General features: G+C 61.1%; 11 protein-coding genes and 1 tRNA gene. 6 read left to right on the top strand and 6 right to left on the bottom strand.

The window, feature by feature from the left end; translation table 11 throughout:
- The first annotated feature begins 46 nt into the window (after positions 1–46).
- Together MSKU9_RS08980 and eutC are read left to right on the top strand one after the other, a co-directional pair.
- Positions 47–1,429, top strand: a complete 1,383-nt coding sequence (locus tag MSKU9_RS08980) for an ethanolamine ammonia-lyase subunit EutB (protein ID WP_141261040.1) — start codon at positions 47–49, stop codon at positions 1,427–1,429.
- Positions 1,422–2,192 carry an ethanolamine ammonia-lyase subunit EutC gene (eutC, locus tag MSKU9_RS08975; RefSeq protein WP_141261038.1) on the top strand — a complete coding sequence of 257 codons (771 nt, stop codon included), beginning with the start codon at positions 1,422–1,424 and terminating at the stop codon, positions 2,190–2,192. The genes MSKU9_RS08980 and eutC overlap by 8 nt, the downstream gene beginning before the upstream one ends.
- A gap of 300 nt (positions 2,193–2,492) precedes the next feature.
- On the opposite strand, the gene MSKU9_RS08970 is transcribed toward eutC, so the two are convergent.
- From MSKU9_RS08970 to MSKU9_RS08950, 5 genes are all read right to left on the bottom strand, one after another.
- Positions 2,493–2,568, bottom strand: a tRNA-Glu gene (locus MSKU9_RS08970).
- A gap of 68 nt (positions 2,569–2,636) precedes the next feature.
- Positions 2,637–4,484 (bottom strand): single-stranded-DNA-specific exonuclease RecJ, encoded by a 1,848-nt coding sequence (gene recJ, locus MSKU9_RS08965; protein ID WP_141261036.1) that lies wholly within the window; start codon positions 4,482–4,484, stop codon positions 2,637–2,639.
- 79 nt (positions 4,485–4,563) lie between these two features.
- The gene (locus tag MSKU9_RS08960) at positions 4,564–5,901 is read right to left on the bottom strand and encodes a homoserine dehydrogenase (protein ID WP_141261035.1); all 1,338 of its coding nucleotides are present in this window, start codon (positions 5,899–5,901) and stop codon (positions 4,564–4,566) included.
- 26 nt (positions 5,902–5,927) lie between these two features.
- Complete coding sequence (locus MSKU9_RS08955) at positions 5,928–7,169, bottom strand: LL-diaminopimelate aminotransferase (protein ID WP_141261033.1); 1,242 nt, start codon at positions 7,167–7,169, stop codon at positions 5,928–5,930.
- Positions 7,170–7,256: 87 nt separating this feature from the next.
- Positions 7,257–8,171 carry an OmpA family protein gene (locus MSKU9_RS08950; RefSeq protein WP_227002435.1) on the bottom strand — a complete coding sequence of 305 codons (915 nt, stop codon included), beginning with the start codon at positions 8,169–8,171 and terminating at the stop codon, positions 7,257–7,259.
- A gap of 302 nt (positions 8,172–8,473) precedes the next feature.
- Between MSKU9_RS08950 and MSKU9_RS08945 the strand changes: the two genes are divergently transcribed.
- Together MSKU9_RS08945 and MSKU9_RS08940 are read left to right on the top strand one after the other, a co-directional pair.
- On the top strand, positions 8,474–9,148 hold the full coding sequence (locus MSKU9_RS08945; protein WP_141261194.1) for an ATP-dependent Clp protease proteolytic subunit: 675 nt from the start codon (positions 8,474–8,476) through the stop codon (positions 9,146–9,148).
- A gap of 211 nt (positions 9,149–9,359) precedes the next feature.
- On the top strand, positions 9,360–10,364 hold the full coding sequence (locus tag MSKU9_RS08940) for a ferritin-like domain-containing protein (RefSeq protein ID WP_141261029.1): 1,005 nt from the start codon (positions 9,360–9,362) through the stop codon (positions 10,362–10,364).
- Positions 10,365–10,408: 44 nt separating this feature from the next.
- Here MSKU9_RS08940 and MSKU9_RS08935 read toward each other — a convergent pair whose 3' ends face one another.
- The gene (locus MSKU9_RS08935) at positions 10,409–10,930 is read right to left on the bottom strand and encodes a hypothetical protein (RefSeq protein ID WP_141261027.1); all 522 of its coding nucleotides are present in this window, start codon (positions 10,928–10,930) and stop codon (positions 10,409–10,411) included.
- Between the two features lie 251 nt (positions 10,931–11,181).
- Between MSKU9_RS08935 and MSKU9_RS08930 the strand changes: the two genes are divergently transcribed.
- The gene (locus tag MSKU9_RS08930) at positions 11,182–11,550 is read left to right on the top strand and encodes a hypothetical protein (RefSeq protein ID WP_141261025.1); all 369 of its coding nucleotides are present in this window, start codon (positions 11,182–11,184) and stop codon (positions 11,548–11,550) included.
- 57 nt (positions 11,551–11,607) lie between these two features.
- Entirely contained in the window at positions 11,608–12,165 is a 558-nt protein-coding gene (locus tag MSKU9_RS08925; protein ID WP_141261023.1) for a cytochrome b, read from the top strand.
- The last annotated feature ends 405 nt before the right edge of the window (positions 12,166–12,570 follow it).

Raw genomic sequence — 12,570 nt, 5'->3', positions numbered from 1 at the left:
ATTCAGCCGTGGATGAACTACCTCCCGTTGGGAAGGCTATTGTACTGTGTCATATCATGCTTTTCTGGGGGGGGAGAAATTCTGCTTTTCCTCCCTGAAACAGGTGCTTGCCTATGCTTCACCCTATCGCAGCGGTGATGAACTGGCAGGGGTTGCGGCACCTGATCCCCTGCAGCGCATCGGTGCGCGTGAAGCGCTGGCGAACATTCCGCTCCGGACCTTTCTGAACGAGGTTCCTGTCCCGTACGAGACGGATGAAGTCACGCGGCTGATTATTGACAGTCATGATGCCGCGGCCTTTGCCCCCGTCGCGCATATGACGGTGGGGGACCTGCGCGACTGGCTGCTGGATCACGAAACTGACGGCGCGACCCTTGCGGCGCTTGCGCCGGGACTGACGGCGGAAATGGTTGCGGCGGTCAGCAAGCTCATGCGCAACCAGGATCTGGTGGCGGTTGCGCGCAAGATTACGGTCCGTACGGCCTTTCGCAACACGCAGGGCCTGCCGGGATGCATGGGATCGCGGCTGCAGCCCAATCACCCGGTGGACAGCCTGCCGGGCATTGCCGCATCCATGCTGGATGGCCTGCTGCTGGGGGTGGGTGATGCCGTGGTCGGCATAAACCCCGCATCAGACAACATGGCCAATGCCAGTGACATCCTGCATATGCTTGAAGATGTGCGGGTGCGGTATGACATTCCCATACAGACCTGCCTGCTGACGCATGTGACCAATACACTCCAGCTTATGGAGCGGAATGCGCCGGTGGACCTCGTGTTCCAGTCCATATCGGGCACACAGGAGGCGAATGCCGGCTTTGGCATTTCCCTGTCAGTACTGTCGGAAGCGTATATGGCCAGCCAGTCGCTGGGGCGGGGAACGCTGGGCACGAATACCATGTATTTCGAAACGGGACAGGGGTCGGCCCTGTCGGCCGACGCCCATCATGGCATGGACCAGCAGACGGCGGAGGTACGGGCCTATGCCGTGGCGCGGGCTTTCTCGCCACTGCTGGTCAATACGGTGGTCGGCTTCATCGGCCCGGAATATCTGTACGATGGCAAACAGATCATCCGGGCGGGGCTGGAAGACCATTTCTGCGGGAAGCTCATGGGGCTGCCGATGGGGTGTGACGTCTGTTACACCAATCATGCGGAAGTGGATCAGGACGACATGGACAACCTGATGATGCTGTTATGCACCGCAGGCATCAATTTCCTTATCGCCGTACCCGGCAGTGATGACATCATGCTGAATTACCAGAGCCTGTCCTACCACGATATCCAGACCCTGCGTTCGCTGTTTGGCGTGCGGGCGGCGCCGGAGTTTGAAGAGTGGCTGGTTGCGCGTGAAATGGTTGATGCAAAGGGTCGGATACGCGTCAATTCCCCCAGCATTTTTTCCGGGATAATACCCTGTAATGACTGATGATCGTCCCATTTCCTGGCAGGCATTGCAGGCACGGACTTCGGCGCGCATCGGCCTTGCCCGTGCGGGCAACACGATTTCCGGCGCGGCGGTACGGGAATTCCAGTACGCCCATGTCCGTGCGCGTCATGCTGTCTCCATCACGCTGGATATCAACCAACTGAACCTGTCGCTGCCTCATATCGAGGTTGAAAGCAGGGCTGGGGACCGTGATGAATACGTCAGGCGTCCCGACCTTGGGCGACAGTTGTCCGACACCAGTCGGGAAAGCCTGCCACATGGGCGGTATGATATCGTGTTTGTCATTGCCGATGGACTGTCGGCTCTCGCGGCGCAGCAGCAGGGGCCTGCAGTACTGGCAGCGGTAATACCCTTGCTGGCGGACTGGTGTATCGCCCCGCTGGTTGTGGCGCAAAGGGCGCGGGTGGCGTTGGGCGATGAAATCGCGACCTGCCTGGGTGCGCGGTGCGTGGTGATGATGATCGGGGAGCGTCCCGGCCTGCGCTGTGCCGAAAGCATGAGTCTGTACATGACATGGAACCCGAAGGTCGGGATGCGGGATTCAGGACGGAACTGCATTTCCAATATCCATGGTCATGGCGGGTTATCCGCCATGACGGCAGCAAGCAGTCTGGTATGGTTGCTGAAGATGGCGCGAATGCGCAATTACAGTGGCGTCAATCTCAAAGACGAAACCTGTACTATTGAACAGACAGTCCGACCGGATGGGCAGAAAATGTTATTGGATAGAACAGACCAGTAAAAAAACGGTCGCTGAGAGGCTGGTTGGAAAGTCAAACCGGGAAACTTCCTGTAATTAAAGGAAGTTGTTTGGTGAAGCTTTGTCAGAAGCTTCATGGAATGCAGTCTTGTTTTGGCAAGGGCGGCGTCAAAATTTTTTACAATAAGTTTTGTTTTCAAACTGCCTTTATGGCCATAGGCGTGCCAGCCTATCCGCTGTAACCCGGGCAACGAAGCCCGCAGGATACAAATTAAAATAAAGCGGCAATCTGGAAAGTGCCTGTAATCAGCTTACATTCGCAAAAGACTGCGACAAAGTAGCTGGCGTCCCGTACGGGATTCGAACCCGTGTTGCCGCCGTGAAAGGGCGGTGTCCTAGGCCTCTAGACGAACGGGACTAAAGGCGTGAGCGGTAAGTATCCCGACACGGGGGTGGGGTCAACCCCCTGATTCAAAAATATTGAAATTATTGGGCGATTGCCGCGTCGCGGATAAAAAAAGTGGCGGATGTCCGGCCGTTCCAGCTTTCCGCGCGCAGCCATCCCGCCAGATGCAGCGGCGGGCTGTCGCGATCTTCCAGCACGGGGGCCAGGGGGCTTTCATTGGCGCGGAACACCAGCGCCTTCAGTCGGGGACCACGGCCTTCGCCCTGCAGCGTCAGGCGCAGGGTATTGCCTTCCCGCCCGATCCGTTCGGCATAGGCCACGCGCACGCGGGGCAGGGCGATCAGGGGTTCATCATTGCCCGCGCCAAAGGGGGCCAGACGGTCCATGTCGGTCGCCAGGGCCACATCGGCGGCAGCGACATTCACCACGGCGTCGATGGTCAGGTCCACGGCATCGGGCAGGCTGGCGGCGGTAGCCAGGTGGCGGTCAAGGAATTCCTGCAGGGCGGGAATGCCATCCGCTGGCAGGCCGAAGCCCGCCGCCATGGCATGTCCCCCCCCCGATGACAGCAGTCCCGCCTGTCGTGCCGCGATAATGGCGCCACCAAGGTCCAGCCCCGGAACGGACCGGGCGGAGCCTTTTATGCTGCCATCTTCCATTTCCGCACCCACCAGAACGGGGCGGTTGAATTTTTCCTTGATACGTCCGGCCACGATTCCGACCACGCCGGGGTGCCAGTCCCGGCCGCTCAGCACCAGTACGGCATGACCCTGCGCGCGTTGTTCGGCCGCCAGTTCCATGGCACGGTCAAGGATGCCGGATTCGACGCCCTGCCGGTTATGGTTGACGGAATTCAGCTTCTCGGCCAGTGCCTGCGCTTCCGCTGCGTCCGCGCACAGCAGCAGGCGCAGCCCCAGACCGGAATCCGCGATACGCCCGCCGGCATTGATGCGCGGCCCCAGCGCGAATCCACATGTAAATGCTGATAGCGGGTCACGTGCCCCCGCCGCATCCAGCAGTGCGGACAATCCCGTGCGCTGCCGTCGTGCCATGACTTTCAGCCCCTGGGTGACAAAGGCGCGGTTCAGGCCGCTTAACGGCATGACGTCGCATACGGTCGCCAGCGCGACGAGGTCGAGGCTGTCCATAAGCTGCGGGTCGGTATGGGTGTCGAACCACCCGTCGTGACGCAGGATGCGCACTGTGGCCACCACGGTCATGAATGTGACCGCGGCGGCACAGATGCCGTGTAGTCCCGAAGGGCAGTCGGGCCGGTTCGGGTTGACCGTGGCCAGCACGCGCGGCAGTGCGCCCTGCACCTGATGGTGGTCAAGGACAATGACGTCACCGCGCCCGCTTGCGTGTTCCAGCACCTCCACCGCCGCCGTGCCGCAGTCCAGGCAGACGATCAGGGTCGCCCCCTGGTCCTGCATGGCCGCGATTGCGGGTGCGTTCGGGCCGTAACCTTCCCGCATGCGGTCAGGAATATGGGTCAGCACCGTGCAGCCCTGACGGCGCAGGAAATCGGTCAGGAGTGCCGTGGAACACGCGCCATCCACGTCATAATCCCCGAACAGGCCCACCGTTTCTCCATTGCGGATGGCAGTGGCCAGACGGGCAGCCGCCGTATCCATATCCGTAAAGGTGGACGGATCGGGCATCAGCGCGCGCAGGGTGGGTGTCAGGTAGGTTGCAACCTGTTCGGGTGCGATACGGCGCAGGGCCAGCATGCGGCCCACGATTTCCGGTAGCCCGGTCTGCTGTGCAATGGCCATGCCCATGCGGTCGGTATGGCTGGCCTGTCCGCCTTCGCGCCAGTTCCACCGGCGGCCCGTAACACTGCGGGTAACCCCCAGCACGGCTGGCTCCTGTTCCTCCTGTGGCGCGGGGGACGCGGGAAAGGGGGCAAGCAGGTCGGCAGCGGACATGAAAACGGATCCTTGTTGGTATGCGGCGCACGGGAAGGCAGGGGGAATGGTCCGACCGGAACCATTCCCCGCCCGACGGTCAGGCCGCTTCGATACGGATCAGCGCAGGCTCATCCAGTACGGCGGACAGTTCCGCAATATGGTGCAGCGCGTGCTGCATCGCCGCCTCGCTGGTTTTGTGCGTCAGCAGCACCAGCGGCACGGCATGGGTACCATCGGCGCGGACGTCATGCGCATCGGCATGCTGGAGCATGCTGCGCAGCGATACCCCGTTGTCCCGCAGTACTGCCGTTATGTCGGCAATCACGCCGGGGCGGTCTTCCACATTCAGGCGCAGGTAGTACTCACCCGTAAACGACTTGCTGGGCAGGGCTACGGCCTGCATCAGGCTGTCAGCGGCACAACCCCAGACCGGCATGGCGGAGCCACGGGCTATGTCGATCAGGTCGGCGCATACGGCGGTGGCGGTCGGCCCTTCGCCCGCACCGCGGCCTTCCAGCATCAGGCGGCCGGCAAAGGCCCCTTCCGCCACCACGGCGTTGAAGACGCCATTGACTTCCGCGATTGGCGCATCCTGCGGCACAAGGCAGGGATGCACCCGGGCCTCGATGCCGTTTTCATGCTGGCGCGCGATGCCCAGCAGCTTGATGCGGTAACCCATCCTGCGCGCGAACTGCAGGTCCAGCGCGCCGATGCGGCGGATGCCTTCGATATAGACGGAGGCAAACACCACGGGCCGACCGAACGCCAGGCCGGCAAGAATTGCCAGCTTGTGCGCGGTATCGATGCCATCCACATCGGTCGATGGATCGGCCTCGGCATAGCCAAGCTTCTGCGCATCGGACAGAATTTCGGCAAAGTCCCGCCCGGTTTCATGCATGACGGTCAGGATGTAGTTGCACGTGCCGTTCAGGATGCCGCCGATCTTCAGGATCCGGTCCGCTGCCAGTCCCTCGCGCACGGTCTTGATGGCGGGAATGCCACCGGCCACAGCCGCCTCGAACATCAATGGCACGCCAGCTGCCTGCGCCGTGCAGGCCAGTTCGGCACCGTGAATGGCGATCAGCGCCTTGTTGGCGGTCACTACCGGGCGCCGGTTTTCCAGTGCGCGGGTCACCGTCAGGCGCGCAGCGCCTTCAGCCCCGCCAATCAGTTCTGCCACTACATCCACGTCGGGGTGGGTGGCCAGTTCCTCGGGCGTGTCACACCAGGCGACATTGCCCAGGTCTATGCCACGGTCACGCGTGCGGTCGCGCGCGCTGACGGCGGTCACCACCAGTTCGCGGCCCGCGCGGGCACGGATCAGGGACGCGTTTTCACGCAGCAGTTTTACAACGCCGGCACCAACCGTGCCCAGTCCCGCAATACCGATGCGCAGCGGCGGTTTGGGGGCGGGTTTGCAAGGGGAAGAAGTCATCTGTTTTCCGTCAACCGAGTGGGCAGTCATGAATGGGCAGGCTGCGAGTCAGGCAGCGGGGCAGCCTGCTGCGTGGTGGGGGCGATGCCGCCATGTTCCGTCATGAAATGGCGGATGGAACGGCAGGCCTGACGCAGGCGCTGGGTATTTTCCACCAGTCCGATGCGCACGAAACCCTCGCCATGTTCCCCGAAGCCAAGGCCGGGGGCCACCGCGACGCCCGCTTCCTTCAGCAGCAGCTTGGAAAAACCCACGCTGCCCAGTTCGCGGAAGCGTCCGGGGATGGGGGCCCATGCGAACATCGACCCTTCGGGGGAAGGAACCTCCCATCCTGCCGCCTGCAGTCCCTGGATCAGCACGTCACGGCGCTTGCGATAGATGTCGCGGATTTCAGCCACACAGTCCTGCGGGCCGCTGAGTGCCGCGACCGCCGCGACCTGAATGGGGGTGAACGCGCCATAGTCCAGATAGGACTTGATACGGGTAAGGGCCGCGATCAGCTTCGGGTTGCCCGCGGCAAAGCCCATGCGCCAGCCCGCCATGGAATAGGTCTTGGACAGGGACGTGAATTCAACGGCGATGTCCTTCGCCCCGGGAACCTCAAGGATGGAAGGGGGCACATTGTCGCCAAAATAGATTTCCGCATACGCAAGGTCCGACAGGATCCAGATTTCATGCTTGCGCGCAAAGGCCACAAGCTTGCGGTAGAAATCAAGGTCCGCGAGATATGCGGTGGGATTTGACGGAAAATTGACGATCAGCGCAGTGGGCTTCGGCACGGAATGGCGCACCGCGCGGTCCAGTGCTTCCAGCATTTCATCATCCGGTGTCGCAGGAATGGAGCGCACGGACGCGCCTGCGATGATGAAGCCGAACTGATGGATGGGATAGGACGGATTGGGCACCAGGATCGTATCGCCCGGGCTGGTGATGGCGGAGGCGAGATTCGCCAGCCCTTCCTTGGACCCAAGGGTCGCAATCACTTCCGTCTCGGGGTCCAGCTTTACGTTGAAACGTCGTTCGTAATACCCCGCCAGCGCCCGGCGCAGGCCCGGAATGCCACGGCTGACGGAATAACGGTGCGCGCGCGGGTCCGCCACCGTTTCCACCAGCTTCTGCACGATATGGGGCGGGGTGGGGGTGTCGGGATTGCCCATGCCCAGATCAATGATATCCTCCCCCCGCGCTCGGGCCTGGGCCTTGGCCTTGTTGACTTCAGCGAAGACATAGGGCGGCAGGCGGCGGATACGATGGAATTCTTCGGTCATGGGACGCTCTGTTGCGGGCGCACGGAAGGATGTGCGCCGGGTTGGAAAAATGACATGCCCGCCCGGCGGGGGGGCATGCACCACACTCTAGCGCACGATGGCAATTCTTGCACCATTGCCAAAGGCATGGGCGTGTACCACGATTCGGTTGGCTGGCACGCCACGCGCCCGCAGCATGTTGCTTAGGGTGCGGGTGCGCAGCAGGGCAAGATTGAGGGCCGCGGTCTGCCCTTCCGCCGTGGCGGTGGCGGCATTGCCATAACCATTCACGATCACAAAGCGGTTGCCCCGCTGTTTCACGACGTTGCCGACCACGTCTTCCTCGCCATCCTCGATCTGGTCCGACCCGGGCAGGAAGCGTACCGGGTCCCCGTCTTCCGGCGTTGCCAGATGATAGGTGGGCAGGTCCATGCCGTCTCGCGCGGCATTGTCGGGCAGGCTGATCCCACCCACGGAGGGCAGTTCGGGCGGTGCATCGGCGATCGATGGCAGGTTGGCGGGAATCGCCTCGGGCGTGTCGGATACCGTTTCCGTCACCTCCGGCATGACCAGCTGTCCATTGCTGTCACGCACGGGTTCGGCCTGATGGGACATGCCACGTTCGGATTTTGGCCTGGTGCCCGCTGCTGCCTGCCTTCCTGCCTGCGTGCCGTCATCCGCCGCCGCGAGGGAGGCGGATTGTCCCCCACCATTGCTGGCCGGGCGCGACGGGATGGGGGGAATGTCGGCAGCCGTGGGCATGGTGCCCATGATCGCGTCCTGGCGCTGGTTGAGTTCGCGCTGGGCCTCAAGGTCGGCGGTGATGTCCTGACGCAGGTCGGGTGAGGGGAGTTCGGGCGTTCTGTCCGGCCCCAGCCCGACCTTGGGATAGGGTTGGTGCGTGCCGGGTGGCGGGGGACGCTGCTGGCCGATCACGCCGCCCTGGTAGTTATGGTACCAGTCGGACACGGAATCGACCGTGTCCTGATGGTGCGCGCAGCCCGCCACACCGGTGGCAAGCAACGCCAGCAGGGCAGCCCGCGCGACGGCGGTCTGTCTGGACGGCGGAAAAAAAAATCTTCCGGGACTTGGCGATAGTGCCCGCTTTCCCAATCTTAGCTCCCATGGCCTTTTTTTGGCCTGCACACAACACGACCGGGGCAAACTAGCCTGCAATGCCGATCTTAGCGAGGGGGATCGCGCACCGGGGCCGTAGCCGGCAGCGGTCATCGTGGCTGATTGTCAGGTCGGGACTTGGCACCGGACGCAAGGCGGCGCAGGATAAGGACATGACCAGGACAGTCCCGGAGCATAGGGAGAACCCGATGAACGGCATGCAGCCGAAACACCGCATCCGCATGGATGATGAAGATCCCAGGGATCCCGATATCCCCGAACCCCAGGGCCCGGAAACCGAGGAACCTGACAAGAACCGTACGTTGTCCTCCCCCATCGGGGAACTGGAAAGTCGTCTGTTCGATCAGCGCAAGGTGCTGGTGTTCGGTCCGATCAATGACAAGATCGCCCGTGACGTGACAGGTCGCCTGCTGGCGCTGGCCGGTGCGTCGGACAAGCCGATCGATGTGTACGTGAACTCCCCCGGCGGTCATGTGGAAAGTGGCGACACCATCCATGACATGATCCGCTTTGTCGATTCGGTGGCGCCCGTCAACATGATCGGTACCGGCTGGGTCGCATCCGCTGGCGCGCTGATCTTTGCTGCGGGCAATAAGGAACGGCGCTACTGCCTGCCCAATACGCGTTTCCTGCTGCACCAGCCCATGGGCGGCGTGCGTGGCCCCGCGACCGATATCGATATCGAAGCGCGCGAGATCATCAAGATGCGTGAGCGCCTGAACCGCCTGTTCGCGCGTGAAACCGGACAGCCTTATGAAAAGGTGTGCAAGGATACGGACCGCAATTACTGGATGTCCGCGCATGAGGCGATCGAATACGGGCTGGTGACGCGCGTGATCGACAAAATCTCTGACCTGCATTGATTTAAGGCAAGGCGGACCGCCTGTCGGGTCCATAATGCTGATGGTGCGTTGTGCGGGGGGTGTTTCGGCATTCCCCGCAAATTTCAGATAACAGTTCTGCACTTCCTGGTTTGGTGTGATATGGACACCAGAAATCAGGGTGTCAGCTGTTGGGATGAATGCCACATCGGCCGGCGTATCCACGCGACACCGTTCCGAGCAGCGAGCCGACATGACGAAATCACTTTCTGACATCTACACTACTCTGCCCGAAGCCCGCGACCCGGGGGCCGCGACCCCTGATGCCGTGGCAAAGGCCGATTTCAATGCCCGTCACTGGTCCAGCCCGGTGCCGGGCCCGCTTACGCCCGGATCGGCGGAGCACAAGAAGGCGGTGGCGGACATGTTCCGCGACACCTTCAATCCCTACAAACCCTCGGTCATCGAATGGCCCAAGCTGGACAAGGAAACGCTGGAACGCGTGACCTCGCTGCCGATCTGGGACATTGCCGTGCAGACCGAAGGCAAGGCCCGCCTGCGCATGGCGGCCTATGCCCGCCTGATTGACGACCCGGACATGAAGGATGCCCTGTCACGCAACGCGTGGGAGGAAAACCGCCATAAGGAAGTCCTGTCCAAGATGGTGGCGGCCTACGATATCCCGCTGGCGTCCGAACCCCCCTACATCGAACCGCGCGATGTGGAATGGGCCTATCTGGTCACGGGTTTTTCGGAATGCGTGGACAGCTTCTTCGCGTTCGGCCTGTTCGCCATCGCGCAGAAATCCGCCTTCTTCCCCCCTGCGCTGATCGATACGTTCGAGCCGGTGATGCAGGAAGAATGCCGCCATATCCTGCTGTTCGCCAACTGGCTGGCGTGGCATCGCGCCACCATGCCGATGTGGAAGCGCCCCTGGTTCGAGGCGCGCGTGATCGGCGTATGGTTCTTCCTGCTGTATGAACGTCTGGGCATGGTCACGACGTTCGATGCCGAAGGCAACAAGCACGAACAGGACAACAACTTCACCGTGAATGGCACGAAGGAAGTCGCCAATGTCGACGTGCCGCTGCGCGACATGATCGACATCTGCCTGATCGAGAACGAACGCCGTTTTTCCGGCTACGACCCGCGCCTGCTGCGGCCGAAGCTTGCGCCCAATCTTGCGCGTCTCATCCGCTTCTTCCTGCCGCGCACGTCCAATTCCGCCAGCCTGGAAAGCCAGGCCGGCGCGGCGTAACCGTCCGGTCCCCACCCGCGAATGCGGCGGGTGGGGCCATATCCTCAGCCCAGGGTAGGGGTAGCTGTGCCTGCGCCGAAATCAAGCTGGCCCAGATAGGCCACGCGGCTTGCGGCCACGATGTCGCCGATCCGGCCACCCTCGATCCGGGCATAGGCATAGACCTTGCTTTCCTCCTCATCGGAGGAACCGATCGCAAGCCCCGCGAACTGCGTGCCCGCTTCATCCTTCAGCTGCCATACATCCCCGCGCACGACCGCATCGTATTTGTAGCGGAAGCCGGGAATGATCTTTGTCAGCAGCAGCGGCATGACTTCCGTGACATCCAGCGCCGTGCGTACGAAGGCGGTGCAGGCTTCATCGGGCACGAAATAGCCCTTGGCCGCCGCCGTCATCATGATCAGGCCGGGCGTTGTCCTGCCGTTCGTGACAAGGCGGCTGCGAATGACGATTTTCTGGTCATCGCGTGAGACTTCCGATGCAAGCATCACGGTGCCCACCGGTGCTGCCAGCAGGTCGGGCACAACGGTCATCTGGGTCAGGGGAAGGGTGGCGAGGATGGTCATCTCTCATTCTCCAGCAGGCAATGTGTCGGTAACGCTGCGGGTGGACCGTGTACAGCGTTACGTTTCATGACAACCATACGCCCGTTCACGTGTTTTAGGATGCATGGCACACGCGCGTCATATGCGTGGCAGAAATGTCCCGGTCCGGCCGTATGCGCAATACTATTGGCGCGGCGGGGTGCATGCCCCATGTAAACAGCATGAACGCCATGCGGACCAATTGCATGGCGCATAACGGGAGGAAAAGCCGGATGTCAGGTTATATTACGAAGGGTCTGGCCGCCCTGACGGTGATGGTGGCGGTCAGTCATGGTGGCGTAGCACATGCACGCAGCCATTCCAGCGGAAACAGCAGTGACATGGGCAGCTATACACCGGGTGAATCGGAAGCGAACGATGCATCCGCCGGGGTAAGGGGTAACTATAGCGCGCCGGAAACCGGTTCGGGCGGCGGCGTGCCACAGTTCCGTAATGATGGCGAGGAATCCGACCAGATGACAGGCGCCATGATGATGCCCGGCACCGCATCGGGCAGCGAAGCCCCCGGCATGAGTGACGGCAGTTATTCCAACATGCATATTGGTGGGGAAGACAGTTCGATTCTGCCCGGCGTTGACTGATACGACCGTCACGTTCCCAGTGTCTTCACGCAGCTACCAGGCCAGCAGGTGATCGGTATGGCAGCATATTCATCCGTCACGTCGCGTATGCCCCAGCGGTACAGTTGGGAAACCCGCTGGCTGCACTGGATCACCGCCGTCCTGGTGGTGGAACAGTTCGTGGTCGGGCAGGTGGCGTGGCACCTTATGGACCGCACGGCCCCCATGCGGTTGTTTCTGGCGGTTACCCATACGTCGCTGGGCGTGCTGCTGGCGGCGGTGTTCGTTACCCGCATGGCATGGGCAATGACGGGGGGGAAAGCAATTCGTTTTCCCGTTGTAACATTTCAGGATCGTGTCGCGCGCAGCATACACCGCCTGCTTTATCTGCTGCTGGGTGGGGAAATCGTGTTCGGTTACATGGCGCGCTGGACAACTGGGCGTCCCGTGATTGCATTTGGCGTGCCGATCAATTCCCCTTTTCCGGCATTGATGGGCGGGGCGCATTTCTTTTTTTCGTCGTTACATCATTGGAATGCATGGTTACTGTTCTGTCTGGCATGCTTTCACGCCGGCGCAGGATTTTATCACCTGCTGGGGATCCGGGATCAGGTTTTCCAACGCATGCTGCCCTAATGGCGGCATGCGGGGCTTGGTGGACTGCTACCGTTTGCAATCCAGCCAGAAACAAACAGAAACAATACGAAAATAGGTATAATTTAGGAAAATAAACCTATTATTGTATGTTGGTCTGGTATTTCCTTATTAATATTGGAGCAGTGTTCCTATCAGCATGATGTAGGGATGCGGGAGATTGGATATAGGATTTTGAACGGGATATTTGTTGTTGCATATTCTGGAAACCTTTACTAATATCCGATTAATCATAATAAATATAAAAATAAATATCTGATACTTTGTTAAATGCCCCTATTGTAGGCGTTTGATACCGGTCGGTTTTCCGCATTACGTGTGTGGTGGCAGATTTTACCCAGAAATCTGCTGATAACTGGATGGTATTGATCGTTGAAAAATGGAATC

The organism is Komagataeibacter diospyri (assembly GCF_006538165.1).
In the GTDB taxonomy this organism is placed as follows: domain Bacteria; phylum Pseudomonadota; class Alphaproteobacteria; order Acetobacterales; family Acetobacteraceae; genus Komagataeibacter; species Komagataeibacter diospyri.
This window is presented reverse-complemented; position numbering and strand designations above follow the sequence as displayed.